The sequence below is a fragment of the Acinetobacter sp. YH12251 genome, assembly GCF_013417465.1.
Taxonomy (GTDB): domain Bacteria; phylum Pseudomonadota; class Gammaproteobacteria; order Pseudomonadales; family Moraxellaceae; genus Acinetobacter; species Acinetobacter amyesii.
On the sequence record NZ_VPDZ01000002.1, the window covers coordinates 349,000 to 366,658 of the forward strand.

The window sequence follows — 17,659 nt, forward strand, 5'->3', positions numbered from 1 at the left end:
GGGTTTTTTAATTTTACGCTTGTCGTAATTTTCGTTTAAATACGTAAAGTTCATTGCATTTCATCATTTTCACCCACTAAGATGACGTCCGCACACATCCAACGAGATGACTGTGTTCTGTAAAACAAAAACAATATCGCTCGTTCATTATGAATGAATGGCAACAGGAAATTATGATTATGATGGAATTTAAACTGCTTAGGCAGATCAAAAAAGAACCTTATAGTTTATATAAACGTACAGATGATATCACTGTTCAAGAACTCAAACGCATGTATGGTATTTACCAAAAATATTATGCCAATACCCGTTATGAAATTTTTGAACGCGACTTCTTAGAAAAAACCGGTGTTTTTTTCATTATTGAACCGAAAAATAATCAAATTGTCGGATTCTCGACGGTTATGGAGCGTGACTTTATTGTTGATGGTAAAGCCCGACATGCTTTTTTCAGTGGTGATACCATTATTGAGAAAGAGTATTGGGGGAATCGTGCATTAACTCGAGCAATGTTCCGTTATATTATTAGTTTTAAATTTCGTCATCCAAGAACCCCTGTATATTGGATTTTAATCTCTAAAGGCTTTAAAACTTATCTGCTCTTAGCCAATAACTACTACAGCTACTATCCACATTATGGTGAGAAAAATGCCCATCTCAAAGACTTTGTCGAATCGTACTGTAAAGAATATTTCTCAGAATACTATAACCATGAAACAGGTCTTCTGAATTTTGGCGAAGACTACCAGCCACTCAAAGCAGATGTTGCGCCAATCACCCATGAGATGCGCGAAAACAATACCAAGATTGCTTTTTTTGAAGATAAGAACCCAACGTGGGTCGATGGAACTGAACTACCGTGCATTGGTGAATTACGTTGGAGCGATTTATACCGTTATGTAAATCGATTCTTAACCAAGACCACCAGTGTGAGTAAACATGAAAGCAAGTTACGTTATAAGTCGCGTACATTGCATATTGCGACAGGTTCAGACTCGAAGGTGGCCTAATGGGATTGCTTCTCACCACTGCACATCAAGTTTTGAATATTGCCTGCCGTAAAGCATTTCAACGCTATACACAGCAGGCAAATCAGCTGGAAAATGTGCAACGTAAAAAATTAAGCCATTTTTTAAAGCAGCACATTTCGCAAAATCTAAGCTATGAGCAATTTTCCAAAAAATATCCGCTTTCGCGTTATAGTAATTGGAAAAGCCAAATTGAACAATCCAGACAAAGTGGCAAAAATTGTTTGGGGCCTGAAAAAATTGTCCGTTTTCAACCGACCAGTGGGTCGAGTGAAGCAATTAAATTCATTCCCTATACTCAGGCTTTTTTAGATGAATTGGATGAAGCTATTGGGTTATGGCTCACCAATTTATACCGAACTCATCCACAACTGAAAAACTCAACGCATTATTGGTCGGTTTCATGGTTGCCTGAAAGCCAGAGAAAGCTTTTAGAAAATAGTAATTTGAATGATGACAGTGCGCTGCTTAATCTGTCGAAGCGAGTGTTGAGTAAAATTACCCAGTCGGTACCGACTGAAATTGCGATGGCGAATTCAGCCGAAGATGCCATGTTTGCAACTGCGGTGTATCTCGTTGCAGATAAGCATTTAGGCATGATTTCGGTATGGAGTCCTACATTTGCTTTGCAATTGTTGGATATTATTCAAGAACATCAAGCTGAAATTGTGCAGGTCTTGAAAACTGGACAATGGCAACGTGAGGGATTGAGTTTTCTGCAAGTTCCTAAATCTTGTCAACAATGCTATCGCTTACAAGACTTGGATTTGACCCAAGCATCGGCGTGGAAAAAACTGTGGCCTAAACTCAGTCTGGTTTCGAGTTGGGATACAGCGAGCGCAGAGCAGTGGGCAGTACAACTCCAGCAACGAATTGCAGGTGTAGCATTTGAAGGTAAAGGTTTATGGGCAACTGAAGGCGTAGTAACGATTCCATTTGCAGAGCGTTTTACCTTAAGTTATCAGTCACATTTTTATGAATTTATTTTGCAGGACAGCCAAAAAGTGGTGCCATCTTGGCAACTGAAAATAGGCGATATCGTTAGTCCTGTGATCACGACAGGTTCAGGATTAATTCGTTATGTGATTGATGATGAATTAGAAGTCACAGACTTTTATCAGCAAGTGCCATGCTTCAAATTTTTAGGTCGCAAAATGACGGTAGATTTGGTCGGAGAAAAGCTCGACCACAATGCTGCAGTTAAAGTGCTTGCAGAGTTTAAACAAGCGGATTATTTGCCGATTAGTATCTTGGGTATTGAACAATGTTCGGTTAAAAAGCCACACTATATTTTACTCAGTGAAGGTAATACAGACAAACAACCCTCCGCTCAAGCACTAGACCGTTTGCTTAAACATAATTTTCATTATGAATTGGCACGCGATCTAGGGCAGTTGGATGAACCTGAAGTGGTACATGTACAAGATGCTTGGGACTACTACAAAACATTAGCCATGAACAATGGCATGATTGAAGGGAATATTAAGCTTGAGCCGCTTAAGAAAATGAAAACAAAAATAATTGAGTATTGAGATGGATATCGATGTGTTAGATGCACCGTTCGATGAAACGGCGCTATATCATTCAAAGAATGAGACTAAGTTTGCGGTTCGAAATGCGACTGTCGAAGATGATGAGCAACTAATGAAAATTAGTGCTGAGACTGTGCCAAGTAATGGTATTACATTATCTTATGAGCGTCACCCGAGTTATTTAGCTGCTAGCCACGCGCAGTATAATCGACCAGATTTAAAAGTGGTTGTCCCTGTGGATGATCCATCTATCGTGATTGCGATGATGAATTTGGGATGGCGTTATTGTTATATCAATGGTCAGCCTGACCTAATGCGTTATGTTGCCGATTTAAGAATGAATCCAGCTTATCGTGGTGCTAAAGTCATGCGCTTATTAATGGACTATGTCCACGATGAAATTCCGCAAGATACGATTTTTGAAAGTGTAGTTTTAAACGCCAATACTGTCGCTGCTAGTATTTTACATCATGAAAGATCAGGTTTTCCATTGCCATATTTTTATGACGAAATCCGAACCTATACTGTTTCACAGGCAGTGAAACCAAAAACTTTCAATCAATATCAATTTAAAACGCTGACTGCTGAAAGTGTAGATGAAGCAAATGATTTCATTTTAAAAATGAAAGACCATTATAATTTTTTACCTAGCTATGATTTTAATGCCTTGGTTGATGGTCAAAATCCATTTTGGGCAGGCTTAAATCTGGATGATTTTTATTTGATTTATGATCAGCACAATCAGTTGGTTGGACTCTATGGATTATGGAATCAAAAGAGTTTTAAACAAACCCGCGTAATCGACTATTCGCGTTCATTAAAGTTGATGAAGCCTTTTTATAATGCCTACGCCAGTGTGCGTGGTGTATTATCACTGCCAAAAATTCAGGGAACTTTCGATTATTTAATGCTGCATAGTCCACTATGTCATCCTGAACATCTAGATGTATTTGCAAGTTTAGTTTTTCATGCCAAGCAACAGACCAAGCGACGTGGCAAAGAAACCTATTGCATCACTCTGGCAGAGAAGGACCCACGTATAGGATGGATGAAAAATACCACCTCTCACGTGTTAAAAGCCAAGCACTATTTTCATAGTTTTAAAGGCAATCCATATGCAGCTTTTGATCGTAAACGTATAAGTTATTTTGAAGCTGGGCGTATATAGTTGAAGTGATAGCCATCAAAAAATCAATTAAAACTGCCAAATCAATCATTTAATATCATTCTAATTGTGTACTTATGTAACTGAGTTCTTCAGTATACTGCGCAAAGAATAATCAGAATGAGAAAGACATGTCAAAATTGATGTGGGGAATTGGCAGTTTAGCGGTGCTTTCAGCAGCTGTGGTGGGAGGAAATTTATATGCAGATAAATCTCTTGCCCAATTTTATACACAGAATAATTGGTCAGCAGCTGTACAAGATGTTGATGTGAAGTACAGCAATTATCAAATGGGCTTGATGGGCGGAACGGTCGATTGGGTATTAACGCTGAAAACAGACCCGTGTAAACCCAAAGAAGTGATCGTATTGAAGGGTACCGATCAGATTCAACGTGGGTTGAAAGGTTATAACATCAACTCGAACTTTAAGATTGTTCAACAACAAAGTACGTCTGAATATGCCAAGCTTTTTGGTACGGTCTTAACGGCAAAAACGTTGGTCAATTGGATTGGTCAAAGTAAAACAGATCTACAGATTCCTGCATTTAAAACGACTGCACAAGGTGCAACGGTACAAGCTGATGCCAGCCAATTGCAAATTCGGATCAGTAGTCTACCGGGGCAAGCCACTAAGGTATCTGAGCTTTCAATCCATTTACCTGTGGTTCTGTTGAGTGAAGGTCCAATGCAAACCATGGTGCAAAATTTTTCGATGAAGACCAATCAAGGTTTAAATCAGAAAAATCTTGAAAATGGTTTTGTTGAAATTCAAGCGGGTTCTATCAAACGTTTAGATCAAAAGTTCTCAGGCGGTATGCGTGGTATGCAATTGCGTTGGGAGACCGAACTAAATAAACATGATGTGGACTTTGAAGGCTACTTAAAAGCTGATGAGATGGATTTCCCAGGTTCACCGGTCACTAAAGATTTCGCACTGAATTTGGCATTGCATAAAGTTAATCTAGATAAAGTTCGTGCATTTAGTGAACTTTTGCATCAGGTGGAAAATTCATGCGATGCAGTGGGTGAATCAAGTGAAGAAATGACTCAAGCATTCTTAGCAATCGCAAGCCAAGGTTTTGATTTTGAATCTAAAGATAACTCGATCAGTATTGGTGGAGGTAAAGCCTCTGCAAATGTCGTGGGGAAAGTCATGCCGGGTCACCATGCCTCAATGGAGTCTTTTATTAAAATGGTGCCGAGCTTACTAGATTTTCAAGCAGACTTAAGTTTTGATAAAAATATGATGACTGCAATCATGAATAACTTTTTGCAATTACAAGGCAAAAGTTTGTCAGGACAGGAAGCCGAAGCCATGTTTGCAGGTTTTGAAACATCAGGGCAAGGCAAGCGCGATGGCAATAATATGGTCATGAGTATGCAATATAAGTTCGGTCAAAAGCTTTTTGGTCAAGCTATACAAAAGAAATAAGCAACCAGTAGTGAGTAGTTAAGTTTAAAAAATATAAAACCGTCATAGATTGGCGGTTTTGTATTTTTGGCTACAGAATTATGATTTTCAGTTTATCGGAACACAGCGGCCTAGCCATTGTTGAACAGTTGAAAAGTTGCTAGCGTCAATGTGCAACTAGCCAATCAAAACAACAATAGGAAAGACACCATGTCACACGATTATTTTTTTAGACGGAAACTTGTTCATTCATCCATGCCTAAATGTTCTTGGGTAAAACAAAGTCTTGTTAGTAGCATTTTTTTAATTGCTGTTCAGTCTATAGCTTTTGCGGGTACTTCAATTTCCGATCAACGTTTGTCGAATGAAACGCAAGGTAAAAAACAGTTTAGTGAAGAAACCTTAGATATTATTGAGAGTGAAGCAGCTAAACCCAAAGAAGAGCAGCAGAAAAATTCAAATCATAAATCTAATCGTAATAATAAGATCATTCAAGAAACCCAGCTTGAAGGCTCAACCATGAGTGATTATTTGCTTCAAAAGAAAAGGGCAGCGGATCAGGTCGGGTTAATACAATCTCCAGAAGTGGCACCGATTAACCGTATTGTGCTGCAAGAGCGCCACGAAAATATTCGAGTAACGTATCCAGATGGCGTTGTGGTTGAAATGAAGCACTGACGTGCTTCATTTCATAGATCAGGAATTTCTAAAGTCAAACCTTAGATTTGTGGATGAGTGATTTTCCATGCACGATGAATTTTGCTGTTACGTTTAAAGTCTAGACCAATGGTTTCATTGCTGATTTCTTCAACATCAAACATTGCCATGATCACATCGTCCATCTCAAAACCACGGTAGTTGTTTGAGAAGTAAAGCGTACCGTCAGTGGTTAAACGGTTCATGGCACGTTTAAGTAAAGACATATGGTCGCGTTGGACATCAAACGTACCATAGAACTTTTTAGAGTTTGAGAAGGTTGGTGGGTCAATAAAGATCAGGTCATATTGCTCGTGACCTTCTTTTAACCATTCAAAACAGTCACTAGAGAAGAACTGATGTTGTTCATCTGCATGATCTACAGTCAAACCATTCAGTACAAAGTTCTCTTTAGACCAGTTTAGGTAGGTATTTGACAAATCGACACTAGTCGTACTTGCTGCACCGCCAAGCGCTGCATGTAAGCTCGCTGTAGAGGTGTAACTATATAAGTTGAGGAAGTGTTTACCTTTGGCTTCTTTGGCAATACGTAGACGCATTTGACGATGGTCGAGGAACAGACCTGTATCGAGGTAGTCTGTTAAGTTCACCAAAATCTTAGCTTTGCCTTCTTGAACGATAAAACGTTTAGACGCAGTACTTTGTTTGGTGTACTGATTTTTACCTTCTTGGCGAGCACGTGTTTTAATGAAAATCGCATCACGACCTAAGCCTGTCACTGCACGAATCGCTTGCAGTGCTAGGTTAAAGCGTTTTTTGGCTTTTTCAGGGTCAATTTTTTTCGGTGGTGCATATTCTTGTACGTGTAAACGATCACCATACAAATCGACCGCGACATTAAAGTCTGGCAAATCGGCATCATATAAACGTAGGCAGAAAATATTTTCTTTGACTGCCCATTTTTTAAGATTCTGCATGTTTTTTTGCAGACGGTTAGTAAAGTCTTCTGCACCTTCAATTTTTTCAAATTGTTGCGGTTCCCAATGCTCTAGGAAAGGCTTTTGAACTGCCGCAGGTTTGACTGTACCAAAACGGACGTAAATTGGGAGCTTACCATTCATCAAACGCAAAATTTGTGGATCATTAAAGGCAAGGACATCGGCCTGTTCAACTTGTGCTGCAATAATCGCAGCAGGCTGATTTGGGAAGTTCTTTTGTAATAATGCCGATAGACCTAAATACAGTGCACGGTTAGAGGCTTTATCACCTAAACGCTCGCCGTATGGTGGGTTAGTGACAACAAAGCTTTTCTTACCTGTTGCTTGGAAATCTGGCCAGTCTGCAAGTGTACGTTCTTCAATTTTAATTTGATCAAGTACAGATTCGAAACCTGCAGCAATAATATTTTGTTTGGTCGCTTTTACCGCTTCCCAGTCTGCATCAAATGCATAGAATTGTGGGAGTGGGTTTTCAAGTGCGGCTTTATGACGTTCAGCAGCTTCGCCTTTGATCGACATCCAAAGTTCATGGTCATGACCATTCCAACCATTAAAACCAAAACGACGAACAAGGCCTGGCGCGCGGTCAGTCAAAATCATTAATGATTCAATGATAAATGTCCCTGAACCACACATTGGGTCCAAAATAATATCGGGTTGATGCTGTTTAAGTTTTGCTTTCTGTAAGATGGCAGCCGCTAGGTTTTCTTTAATCGGTGCATCTGTCATATAGCGACGGTAGCCGCGTTTATGTAGAGAATCACCTGATAAATCTAAGCAATAAGTATGTTCAGTTTTGCCAGCTAAAACATACAACGTAATTTCAGGTTGCTTAATGTCAATGCTAGGACGTTTGCCCACAGCTTCCATAAAGGAATCGACCACACCATCTTTGACACGTAAAGTTGCGAACTGAGAATTGACTTTGATGTCACGTTCAATATGTAAACGAACGGCAAATGTACTTTGTGGTGCAAAAATAAGTGACCAGTCAAAGTTTATTGCACCTTCATAGAGCTCTTCCGCTACATCGCGTGCATCATGCGTGAACTCTAATTCATGTGTATGAATCGGGGTGAGTACACGTGAAGCCAAACGTGACCACATGCAAATACGGTATGCATCTTCAAGTGTGCCTTTGAATACAAGACGACCCGGGAACTGTTCAATATTTTGAACACCTAAACCTCCAATTTCCTCGCGGAGTAAGGTTTCCAGTCCATCTGCACAGGTAACCCAATATGTAGAAAGACGCGGTTTCGAATTCATGTAAATTTCCAAAGGCAAAAAAGCAATCGCATATTTTAACGTATTTTCGTGGATTTGGGCGGACGATATTGCGCTGAAACGGGAGAAATATCGGTAGATTTGAATGACTTTACCAAATTTATTCTGCGTACATTGTGAGAAATATCACTTAATGGTACAAAAATTGCTATAACCCTGATCAAAATTCGATCTTTATAATATTGATATCATTAGGGGTATTTATGACAGGGCTGGCAATCAATAGTCAATCAAACGCATTTTCAATCGCCACTTTAATCTATGCACGTTTACGTCGTGTGTCAGGTCGGGTTATTGACGCGTTATATGTGGTAGAGAACGCAGAATACGCACGCTTTGTTTCTAACTTGGCTTTGGAAACGGCTGATCCTGAATTATCTCGTTTAGTTGCACGTTTATATAGTGAGTTGAATTTGCATGAAGTTGCAGTTTCAGTACCAGAAGAATCAATGGTTAACTCAGTATCGCATGAAACAGCAGAAATTTTAATGAGCGAACCGACTGCGGAAGATATCTATAAAGCACAGGTTGCACATCGTTATATCGGCGCCTTGCGTTAATTCAATCCTGCTGTGAGCAGTAGGTATATTTTTCTTGCTGCGCACAGCCTGATGTATCAACCATCTTTCTATGTTTCAATAGTTGTTTAACTGCGCAGAAGGCGGCTGTTTATAGCTGAACTTTATCTGTTTGAAAGTATTCAATTCAATCAAAAATAAGGGTAGATGAAAGCCCTATTTGAAGGCTTTTTAAAAGGGGAAAGGTGAAGTTTAATTTAAAACGTTTAATTTATCTAATTGAAATGATAGATAGGAATTTGAAAATTCATTTTGAATAACATCATGCGTTTGCATTGAACGTTGAAAACTTCAACTGCCATTTGCCAAGATTCTCTGTATAATGCGTTAACTTAACGATAAGGAATCTCTCATGCACTTGGCGGCATTGCATACACCGAGCCAGATTCAACTCAACCAAGATGGTAACTTAAAACATTTCCTCACCATCGAAGGCCTTTCTAAAGAAACTCTCACAAAAATATTGGACACTGCACAGTCCTTTTTTAATGACCAAAATCAGCTAATTACGAATAACCTTTTAGAAGGTCGTACAGTGATGAACCTGTTTTTTGAAAATTCAACACGTACCCGTACCACTTTTGAAGCGGCAGCAAAACGTCTGTCTGCAAACGTATTGAACATTGATATTGCACGTTCAAGTACATCAAAAGGCGAGACACTGCGTGATACCTTGTGGAATTTAGAAGCGATGGCGACCGACATTTTTGTGGTTCGTCATTCATCGTCAGGCGCGCCGCACTTTATTGCCAAAGATGTTTGTCCACATGTGGCAATCATCAATGCAGGCGATGGCCGTCATGCGCATCCTACGCAAGCCATGTTGGATATGTTGACGATTCGCCGTGAAACCAAAAAGAATTTTGAAGACATTTCCATTGCCATCATTGGCGATATTAAGCATTCGCGTGTTGCCCGTTCAGATGTCGCTGCATTACAAACATTGGGCTGTAAAGATATTCGTGTCATTGCGCCTAATACTTTGCTGCCTTACGGTTTTGATGATTATGGCGAAGGCATTCGTCTGTTCAACAACATGGAAGCCGGCATTCAAGACTGCGACGTGATTATTACTTTACGTATTCAAAATGAACGTATTGATTCTCCTGCGCTGTCATCTCAAGCCGAATTCTACAAAATGTACGGTTTGAATAAAGAGCGCTTGGCTTTGGCAAAACCTGACTGCATCGTGATGCATCCGGGACCAATGAACCGCGGTGTTGAAATTGACTCGAGTATTGCCGATGGTGCTCAGTCGGTGATTTTACATCAGGTGACCAATGGTATTGCGGTACGTATGGCGGTACTGGCTTTGGCAATGCAAGGTCAGTTGCAAGAAAAAGGTTTAATTGAAGCGATTGCGGTTTAAGGGATAGTCATGAGTATTGTTAAAGTTGAAAATGTACGTGTCTTAGATCCAATCAATCAAACTGACAGCGTACAGACAGTTTATATTGAAAATGGCCGATTGGTTGCCGAAAGTAATGCCGCTGAAACCATTGATGGTCAAGGCAAATGGCTGATGCCAAGTATGGTTGACCTTTGCGCGCGTTTACGAGAGCCGGGTCAGCAACAGCATGGCACTTTAAAGTCAGAAGGTAAGGCTGCACGTGCGAATGGTATTTTGCATGTGTTTACCCCGCCTGACTCTAAACCGATTGTGCAAGACAATGGTGCATTGATTCATGGCCTAGTGGAAAAAGCCATGCTGGATGGCGGTATTTATCTGCAGGTGATTGGCGCGCAAACTCAAGGCTTGTTAGGCAAGCAGCCTGCGAATATGGCGGGTTTGAAAAAAGGTGGCTGTACTGCGGTATCGAATGCTAATGCGCCATTTATGGACGATGATGTGGTGATTCGTACTTTGGAATATGCTGCGGGTCTGAACATGACCGTTGTGTTCTATGCCGAAGAACCTCAGATTGCCAAAGATGGCTGTGTGCATGAAGGCTTTGTTGCATCTCGTCAAGGTTTACCGATGATCCCTGCATTAGCGGAAACCGTAGCCATTGCAAAATATTTACTGATGATTGAAGCCACTAAAGTGCGTGCGCATTTTGGTCTGTTGTCATCAGGCGCATCTGTTGAATTGATTAAACATGCCAAAGCAAAAGGCTTACCGGTGACTTGCGATGTAGCCATGCACCAATTGCATTTAACTGATCAGTTGATCGACGGCTTTAATTCACTTGCGCATGTGCGTCCGCCGCTGCGTTCTGAGCAAGATAAAGACTTGCTCCGCCAAGCAGTGAAAGACGGTGTGATTGATGCAATTTGTACGCATCATGAGCCATTAAGCAGCTCTGCGAAAATGGCGCCATTTGCTGAAACACAGCCCGGTTTTACTGCATTTGATACCTATGTACCTTTTGGTATTCAATTGATTCAAGAAGGCCTATTAAGCCCACTGGAATGGGTTGAGAAAGTCACACTCGCACCTGCTAAAGTAGCCAATATGCAACAACGTTGGGCAGATGAAGCGGGTTGGGTACTTGTTGATCCAGAGCTTGAATGGACCATCAATAAAGACACGATTGTGTCAAATGGTAAGAACACACCATTAATTCAGCACACCGTTAAAGGTAAAGTGCTTCAAGCTTTTTATGCCGTTTAAGCTGAAGCTCAACATGGAAAATGTTGAGTCCTAGCATTTTAATTTGATATCTAAAAGTCAGCTTCGGCTGGCTTTTTTTATGAGGATTGAAATTAATAGATTGAAAATAGAAAAGAAATTAACGCGCTGACAAGTCCGAACAAATTATTACATTTGATCAAAAAATAAGCATATAAACTAAAGTACACATGAAAATAATGACAACTGCATGGAGTAAAAATATGAATATAGACTTATTAGCGCTGATTAAGCAGCACGTCTCCTCGATTGTGCTGGACGGTGATACACAACACTTAAATGAAAAAAATTCAGCCATTAGCCAGTTTATTCCATTCCTGTTAAATATTTTTCGATCCAAACCTGAATTTATTGATGCCTTTCAAAAACAGTTAAACCCTCGTATTAGTGATATATTTTCAGCAAATCCCACATTAAAAGATCAATTTTTGCAACATCTCGGTGGCGGTACGGCCACAACGTCAGAAATAGAGCAAACCTTAAACCACTCTATAGCTCCAACTTTAGGGGCACTTGAAAATGAAGCGGGTTCATCTGATCCCGTCGCAATCACGCATTTACTTAATAATCATGCAGATAGCATTTTGGCGGCACTACCACAATGGGCAGTGCCTTTACTCGCAGGTTTAGGGGTAAACACTGCAGCTGGCCGTACATTACACCAAGCGCCTGTTGTTGAACCAACACCTGTTATTGTTGAAGAAAAACGCTCGAATTGGTTATTGCCGATTATTGCGCTGCTTATATTATTAGGTCTGATCGCATTTTGGTTTAAGTCCTGTACTAATAAAGAAGAACCAACCACCTCTGCAACAACGGTTGCACAGCCTGCGGCATCTCAGCCAGCACATTTGCAATTTAGCACCGGTACAGATGGGCAGTTAACCAACTGTCAAATTCAAACTGGTGATTCAAATTATCTTGAAATTTTGCAGCAACAAGTCAAACAGATCTTTAACTTTAATACGGGCTGTGGTGCTTCATCTGATGCCAGTTACCATACTCAATTTATTGATCAAGATACCATTCCAACGGTTCTGCAAAAACTTAAAGGTGTGCCAAATACCACTTTAACCTGGACAGAAAATCAGTTATCGATTTTGTCGCAAAATCCTGCGGATGCTCAAAGCCTTGCCAATCAAATTAAGCCTTTAGCAAAAAATATGACGGTATTGGTTCAAGAAGGCGTGAGCGAACAAACAGCAGTAGATAACAGTATTACTGATGCACAAAAAGCATTAGCGAGCATTAACCCTGAACAAGTTCGTGCGCTAGATGTTGCGACTGCGCTGAACTTACAAATTATTAATTTTGCGACAGGTTCATCTGATATTCCTGACGTAAATAAATCGATTTTGGATCAGGCGGCAGCATTGCTGCAGCGCGCTACAGAAGTACATCTGACTGTACAAGGTCATACCGATGCTGTGGGTAATGCGGAAGCGAATAAAGCTTTATCGCAAGAGCGTGCACAAGCTGTGGTGGATTACTTGGTGTCGAAAGGCGTTGATCCTGCACAGCTTCAAGCGGTGGGTTATGGTCAAGAAAAACCGGTAGCAGAAAACAGCACCAAAGAAGGTCAATTCAAAAATCGTCGTATTGAGTTTGAAGTTTTAAATACTGAGAATGGCAAAGTACGAGATGTAACCAGTGAAGGCGTGACTGAAAAGACCAACTAAAACCACACCAAATTAAATGAGATGTAAAAAATCCCTGCACATGCGGGGATTTTTCTCGTCAAAGCGCTGTAATTTTGAGTAAAATACGCGCGAAGAATAAAATCATAATGGTACTTATACAATGAAAAAAATAGTCATCACGAGCCTCATGTTGTCTGCGGCATTGATATCCGGCTGTGATAATTTTAAAAATAAAAAAGATACTGAAGCCAAAACGGAAGCGCCTGCTTTGGAAGATTGGAGTTGTACTGCACAAGCCAATATTGACCAATTGCAAGATCATTTAAAAAACGAATATCTCAAAGAATTAAACAAAGAAATACGTCAGTCCGATTATGAAGCCGATCAGCAACTCATGGATCTGATTGTAAAAAATCTAAAATTTAACATTCAAAATGTCACGACTTTAACTGAAGACCCTAATAAAGCCAAAACATTGGAATGTAGCAGTCAATTGTTGGTGGTTTTCCCGAAAGGATTACAAAAGCGTGCTGAAAACGCCTATGCTGAACGACCATGTGACGAAGGCTGTGAAGAACGTGGTAATTATACTTTGAATGATTCACTCGAAGATGGTGAGTCAGGCTTAAGCATGGACAATGATCAGCTTAAAGGGAACTTTAGCTATAGCATCACTAAAACGGACAAAGATGGTTTAAGTTTAAGTGTCCCAAGTCAAAATGACGTAATTGATAGCGTTGTAACAGTGACACGTCATGCGGTGCTATATGCGGCATATAGTGCTCAAAATAAGCGAGACGAAGAATCCTATCAGCAAGGGATGGAGAGTCAATCTCAACAAATGAGCCTTGCACAAAAGGCGATGGATATTCGTAAGAAAGAGCTAGATCAGGATAATGCCAAAGTGGTGGATCGTCTCAATCAGACTTGGGATCGTTTTAGTGATGAACAAAAGGCGCAGTTACAGCAAGATCAAGCAGACTGGTTTGAAAAGCGTGATATCGACTGTAAAGTGCTTGCACAAAAAAGTGTTTATTCATTAAATGAAAGTGAAAAAGAGACTTATCAAAAGCATTCGCAATACTGGGATGATGCGATGAATACGCAAAATCAAGAGTTGCAATATACCAAATGTTTTAATCAGAAAACTACAGAACGAATTGTGTATTTAAATAACGTGTTTAATTGATCTAAAAGAAGAAAAGCCCTCAATGAAGGGCTTTTTTTGAATCTTAGTTTATTGCTTGATGATCAAAACAGGAATTGGGCACTGCGTTAAAATATTTTGTGCCACGCTGCCTAGCATGGCTTTTTTCAAACCTGTGCGTCCATGTGAACCCATGATGATTAAATCCGCAGAGATTTCATCAGCCACTTGTAAAATCCCTTCAGTTGGCGATACACCATGAATCAAACGAGTTTTAACTTCGATACCATCACGTACAAAGGTTTGTTTGATATCTTCTAAACGCAGCTGAGCACTTTTTTCAGCTTGCATAAAATATTCAGTGATTGCAGGTGCAACAGCGTAGAAATCGACACCAACGAATGGATCCACAGCAACAACACTAACAATGGTCACTTGTGCATTTTGACTTTTAGCCAAGCTGAGCGCATGTTCAACAGCAGAATATGAAATTGGAGATTCATCCACAGGGACTAAAATTTGTTGATATTGACTCATATCTGCTTCCTTAATATTTTAAATGTTATCAATCTAATCTTGCTCTATTCACGATATTGTATGAATTAGACAAAAGGGTAAGCCTATGGGTGAAGGGTGTGCTGAATAGAAAAAAGCCCACATGATGTGGGCTTAGTCATCTTAAGCTTTTACAACCAACACAGGTAATTCAGTATTACTGAGTACATCTTGTGCGAAGCTGCCGAGCAGCATTTTCTTAAAGCCTTTGCGACCATGCGAACCCATCACGATCAAATCAGCTTTGACTTCATTGGCTGCTTCTACTACACCTTCAGCAGAAACTTGGCCTTTAATAATCTTACTTTGTGCTTCTACACCCACTTCAGTTGTAATTTGCACAGCTTCTTTCAAAGCAGATTCTGCATTTGCATAAGCTTGTACGAAATATTCTTTCATGATTGATGAAGAATAATAGAAGTCTGCATCGGTAAATGGGTCTTCAGCAACAAGGCTGATTAAAGTGAGTTGGCTGTTAAATGCCTTGGCAATAATTGCAGCTTTTTTAACTGCAGAAAACGAGATTTCTGAACCATCGACAGGTACTAAAATGTTTTGATATGACATGGAACAATCTCCTGTAATTTTGCTTTTAAACCCTATAGATTATTGATAACACATTGTCGTGCATGGTTCAATTTATTAATCTAAAAAATATTGTAAATTCATAAAATTACATAAATTAATGTCGATAAGTCGTCAAATAAATCTGAGTGGAAAACTCGGACTTTGCTCAAAAATTATTAAAATAAAATCGACTAATTTTCTCGGGTTTTTAGCCTAAAAGATCAATTTGAACTTTATAAAAATAAGCCTAAACTATATACAGTTTTAAATCTAAGATTTATAACAGAATTGATGCGATTGGATAGTTAGATATGTCATATAAAGTAGGGTTGGTTGTACTCAGCATGTGTTCAGTGTTGCATTTGTCTGGTTGTCAAAACACGCAAAGCAGTACTAAAGTGATTGCAGGCGCATTTAACTTATCGACACAAGTTCAAAAGACCTTTATCAACTTACATGCACCTGACAATGTTATTGTGCAGTCAAATATTCAATATCTACAAAATCCAAATTTAAACTTGGATATCTATCAACCTGAAACTAGTATGGCGATTGCACCAAGACCAACGATTGTTTGGATCCACGGGGGCGGTTGGGTCTCAGGTTCAAAAGAGCATGCAGGTGGATATTTTAAACGGCTCGCAGCCCAAGGCTATAACGTGGTTTCTGTTCAATATCAGTTTGCACCTGAAGCCATTTATCCTGCACAGCTCAACCAAATAGATGCAGCACTGACGTTTTTGAATCTACATGCGGCACAATATGGCATTGATTCGCAAAATATGTATTTGGCAGGGGATTCTGCAGGTGCAAATATGGCTAGTCATTATGCAACTTTGGTTACAAATCCAGATTTTGCGCAAGCGTCAAAGATTCAACCTGTATTAAAGCCTTCACAGCTTAAAGGACTGATTTTACATTGTGGTATTTATGATTTAAACAGCTTTGTAAATACTGCACCCGACGAGATTGGACTGATCGAGTGGGGCGTCTATAACTTGGTTCAGGCGTATACCGGAGACAAAAAAGATGATGCCGAGTTTTTAACGCGTATTTCAACGGCCTCAAATATTAATGCAAATTATCCGCCAGTATTTATCAGCGGTGGCAATAAAGATTTTTTAACCAAAACGCAATCTGAGCCTTTTGTAGAAAAATTGCAGGCAAATAATGTACCTGTGACGGCGGTATTTTATCCAGATTCGAAAGAATATTTGGTACATGAATATCAATTTATGATGAGTAAAAAGGCCAGCCAGCAGACCTTTGATCGCACTTTAGAATTTTTGCAACAACACGTACAGTCCGTTAAAAATTAAAAATAGGCTTAAAATGCTTGCAGAATAATCTCTAACTTAATAACATACCTACCAGTTGGTATGTTTATTTTGGAATGATTAATGAATTCGGTCACTTTAGCTTATGGCTTACTGTCATTGGCGATTATCTCAGAAGTAATTGGTTCGACATTTTTGGTGAAGTCAGAAGGCTTTACCAAACTTGCGCCTTCATTGGCTGTCGCAGTTTTATTCTGTTTGGCATTTTATTTATTGTCTCAGGTGATTAAAGTCATACCACTTGGTATTGCTTATGCCATTTGGGCGGGTGTTGGTATTGTTTTAACTGCACTAATTGGCTACTTTATCTTTCGTCAAAGTTTAGACCTCCCAGCCATGTTAGGGATAGGCCTGATTGTTTCAGGTGTGGTCGTAATTAACCTGTTTTCAACTTCTGCTGGACACTAGTATGGATAATCCGCATCAGCGCAAGAAAGAACCTCAACTGATACGCCAGAGTATTTTGCAGCATGCAATCCGTCTTGCTGCAGATAAAGGTGTCAACGGGGTGTCGATTCAAGCCGTTGCGGATTTAGTTGGGGTCACAAAAGGCGGTGTATTTCATCATTTTTCAAACAAACAAAAGCTCTTAGAGTCCATGATCGTCATGCTTTTGGCTCAATTAGACGAAGTCGTAGATCGATTAATTGACGAAGACCCTGAGCCATACGGTCGTTTTACCCGAGCCTATATTGAAATTACCTTAGAGAAACAAATCATGGGTTTGCAACAGTCTTGGTCCGCGATTTCGATGACCATGCTGACAGATAAAACTTTTAATGAATATTGGATCGAATGGATGAACTCACGTTTAGAGCGTCATCATCAGACAGATTCGGATATAGAGCTGAAAATTGTTCGTTATGCAGCCGATGGTATTTGGCTCACCGCTTTTACAGAAGTGGAAGACGAAATCGAAACCCAATTATTAAAACAAGAATTAATCGCCCGAACGTATCGAGCGAAATAGATTAAATAACTGATTTTAAATACGTAAAAGTAATTACGCATTTTTAAAATGATTTTTAAGTCTATTCGACAGAGTCTTACATCTAGGGATTGAATAAAGGGATTAGCCTTCGGCTGGAGATGCTTTTGTTTAGGTAAAATGAGAAGCGTGCTTC

Annotated in this window: 16 protein-coding genes; 13 read left to right on the forward strand and 3 right to left on the reverse strand. The window is 39.7% G+C overall.

Annotated features, from left to right (window positions below; translation table 11 throughout):
• The first annotated feature begins 173 nt into the window (after window positions 1-173).
• From FTV27_RS02400 to FTV27_RS02420, 5 genes are all read left to right on the forward strand, one after another.
• A complete protein-coding gene (locus FTV27_RS02400) occupies window positions 174-1,010 on the forward strand; it encodes a hypothetical protein (RefSeq protein ID WP_306423179.1) in 837 nt (278 codons plus the stop codon).
• Window positions 1,010-2,560, forward strand: a complete 1,551-nt coding sequence (locus tag FTV27_RS02405) for a GH3 auxin-responsive promoter family protein (protein WP_180076968.1) — start codon at window positions 1,010-1,012, stop codon at window positions 2,558-2,560. Before FTV27_RS02400 ends, FTV27_RS02405 begins: the two co-directional genes overlap by 1 nt.
• Window position 2,561: 1 nt before the next feature.
• Window positions 2,562-3,728 (forward strand): GNAT family N-acetyltransferase, encoded by a 1,167-nt coding sequence (locus FTV27_RS02410; protein WP_180076969.1) that lies wholly within the window; start codon window positions 2,562-2,564, stop codon window positions 3,726-3,728.
• A gap of 128 nt (window positions 3,729-3,856) precedes the next feature.
• Window positions 3,857-5,158, forward strand: coding sequence for a DUF945 family protein (locus tag FTV27_RS02415; RefSeq protein ID WP_180076970.1), 1,302 nt, complete (start codon window positions 3,857-3,859; stop codon window positions 5,156-5,158).
• Between the two features lie 189 nt (window positions 5,159-5,347).
• Window positions 5,348-5,815 (forward strand): hypothetical protein, encoded by a 468-nt coding sequence (locus FTV27_RS02420; protein ID WP_180076971.1) that lies wholly within the window; start codon window positions 5,348-5,350, stop codon window positions 5,813-5,815.
• Between the two features lie 41 nt (window positions 5,816-5,856).
• Here the strand turns inward: FTV27_RS02420 and rlmKL are convergent, their stop codons facing one another.
• Window positions 5,857-8,061: a bifunctional 23S rRNA (guanine(2069)-N(7))-methyltransferase RlmK/23S rRNA (guanine(2445)-N(2))-methyltransferase RlmL gene (rlmKL, locus tag FTV27_RS02425; protein WP_180076972.1), complete on the reverse strand. Its 2,205-nt coding sequence runs from the start codon at window positions 8,059-8,061 to the stop codon at window positions 5,857-5,859.
• Window positions 8,062-8,282: 221 nt separating this feature from the next.
• On the opposite strand from rlmKL, the gene FTV27_RS02430 reads away from it, so the two are divergent.
• From FTV27_RS02430 to FTV27_RS02450, 5 genes are all read left to right on the forward strand, one after another.
• Window positions 8,283-8,639: a hypothetical protein gene (locus FTV27_RS02430; RefSeq protein ID WP_180076973.1), complete on the forward strand. Its 357-nt coding sequence runs from the start codon at window positions 8,283-8,285 to the stop codon at window positions 8,637-8,639.
• Between the two features lie 370 nt (window positions 8,640-9,009).
• A complete protein-coding gene (locus FTV27_RS02435; protein WP_078188620.1) occupies window positions 9,010-10,026 on the forward strand; it encodes an aspartate carbamoyltransferase catalytic subunit in 1,017 nt (338 codons plus the stop codon).
• A gap of 9 nt (window positions 10,027-10,035) precedes the next feature.
• On the forward strand, window positions 10,036-11,271 hold the full coding sequence (locus FTV27_RS02440) for a dihydroorotase (protein ID WP_111884257.1): 1,236 nt from the start codon (window positions 10,036-10,038) through the stop codon (window positions 11,269-11,271).
• A 221-nt stretch (window positions 11,272-11,492) separates the two neighbouring features.
• Window positions 11,493-12,968, forward strand: coding sequence for an OmpA family protein (locus FTV27_RS02445; protein WP_180076974.1), 1,476 nt, complete (start codon window positions 11,493-11,495; stop codon window positions 12,966-12,968).
• Window positions 12,969-13,089: 121 nt separating this feature from the next.
• Entirely contained in the window at window positions 13,090-14,118 is a 1,029-nt protein-coding gene (locus FTV27_RS02450) for a DUF1311 domain-containing protein (RefSeq protein ID WP_180076975.1), read from the forward strand.
• Window positions 14,119-14,166: 48 nt separating this feature from the next.
• On the opposite strand, the gene FTV27_RS02455 is transcribed toward FTV27_RS02450, so the two are convergent.
• Both FTV27_RS02455 and FTV27_RS02460 read right to left on the reverse strand, forming a co-directional pair.
• A complete protein-coding gene (locus FTV27_RS02455) occupies window positions 14,167-14,613 on the reverse strand; it encodes a universal stress protein (RefSeq protein ID WP_078188616.1) in 447 nt (148 codons plus the stop codon).
• A gap of 141 nt (window positions 14,614-14,754) precedes the next feature.
• The gene (locus FTV27_RS02460; protein ID WP_078191806.1) at window positions 14,755-15,198 is read right to left on the reverse strand and encodes a universal stress protein; all 444 of its coding nucleotides are present in this window, start codon (window positions 15,196-15,198) and stop codon (window positions 14,755-14,757) included.
• 311 nt (window positions 15,199-15,509) lie between these two features.
• Between FTV27_RS02460 and FTV27_RS02465 the strand changes: the two genes are divergently transcribed.
• The 3 genes from FTV27_RS02465 (at window position 15,510) to FTV27_RS02475 (ending at window position 17,505) form a co-directional block, all read left to right on the forward strand.
• Window positions 15,510-16,517, forward strand: coding sequence for an alpha/beta hydrolase (locus FTV27_RS02465; RefSeq protein WP_180076976.1), 1,008 nt, complete (start codon window positions 15,510-15,512; stop codon window positions 16,515-16,517).
• Window positions 16,518-16,598: 81 nt separating this feature from the next.
• Window positions 16,599-16,943 carry an SMR family transporter gene (locus FTV27_RS02470; RefSeq protein ID WP_078188613.1) on the forward strand — a complete coding sequence of 115 codons (345 nt, stop codon included), beginning with the start codon at window positions 16,599-16,601 and terminating at the stop codon, window positions 16,941-16,943.
• A 1-nt stretch (window position 16,944) separates the two neighbouring features.
• Window positions 16,945-17,505, forward strand: a complete 561-nt coding sequence (locus tag FTV27_RS02475) for a TetR/AcrR family transcriptional regulator (RefSeq protein ID WP_180007888.1) — start codon at window positions 16,945-16,947, stop codon at window positions 17,503-17,505.
• The last annotated feature ends 154 nt before the right edge of the window (window positions 17,506-17,659 follow it).

Excerpts from the sequence above, each read along its gene's own strand:
- FTV27_RS02420 (WP_180076971.1), top strand. The coding sequence starts at position 5,348 with ATGTCACACGATTATTTTTTTAGACGGAAACTTGTTCATTCATCCATG.
- FTV27_RS02465 (WP_180076976.1), top strand. The coding sequence starts at position 15,510 with ATGTCATATAAAGTAGGGTTGGTTGTACTCAGCATGTGTTCAGTGTTG.
- FTV27_RS02445 (WP_180076974.1), top strand. The coding sequence starts at position 11,493 with ATGAATATAGACTTATTAGCGCTGATTAAGCAGCACGTCTCCTCGATT.
- FTV27_RS02435 (WP_078188620.1), top strand. The coding sequence starts at position 9,010 with ATGCACTTGGCGGCATTGCATACACCGAGCCAGATTCAACTCAACCAA.
- FTV27_RS02415 (WP_180076970.1), top strand. The coding sequence starts at position 3,857 with ATGTCAAAATTGATGTGGGGAATTGGCAGTTTAGCGGTGCTTTCAGCA.
- FTV27_RS02410 (WP_180076969.1), top strand. The coding sequence starts at position 2,562 with ATGGATATCGATGTGTTAGATGCACCGTTCGATGAAACGGCGCTATAT.
- FTV27_RS02430 (WP_180076973.1), top strand. The coding sequence starts at position 8,283 with ATGACAGGGCTGGCAATCAATAGTCAATCAAACGCATTTTCAATCGCC.
- FTV27_RS02470 (WP_078188613.1), top strand. The coding sequence starts at position 16,599 with ATGAATTCGGTCACTTTAGCTTATGGCTTACTGTCATTGGCGATTATC.
- rlmKL (WP_180076972.1), bottom strand. The coding sequence starts at position 8,061 with ATGAATTCGAAACCGCGTCTTTCTACATATTGGGTTACCTGTGCAGAT.
- FTV27_RS02455 (WP_078188616.1), bottom strand. The coding sequence starts at position 14,613 with ATGAGTCAATATCAACAAATTTTAGTCCCTGTGGATGAATCTCCAATT.
- FTV27_RS02475 (WP_180007888.1), top strand. The coding sequence starts at position 16,945 with ATGGATAATCCGCATCAGCGCAAGAAAGAACCTCAACTGATACGCCAG.
- FTV27_RS02460 (WP_078191806.1), bottom strand. The coding sequence starts at position 15,198 with ATGTCATATCAAAACATTTTAGTACCTGTCGATGGTTCAGAAATCTCG.
- FTV27_RS02440 (WP_111884257.1), top strand. The coding sequence starts at position 10,036 with ATGAGTATTGTTAAAGTTGAAAATGTACGTGTCTTAGATCCAATCAAT.
- FTV27_RS02405 (WP_180076968.1), top strand. The coding sequence starts at position 1,010 with ATGGGATTGCTTCTCACCACTGCACATCAAGTTTTGAATATTGCCTGC.
- FTV27_RS02400 (WP_306423179.1), top strand. The coding sequence starts at position 174 with ATGATTATGATGGAATTTAAACTGCTTAGGCAGATCAAAAAAGAACCT.
- FTV27_RS02450 (WP_180076975.1), top strand. The coding sequence starts at position 13,090 with ATGAAAAAAATAGTCATCACGAGCCTCATGTTGTCTGCGGCATTGATA.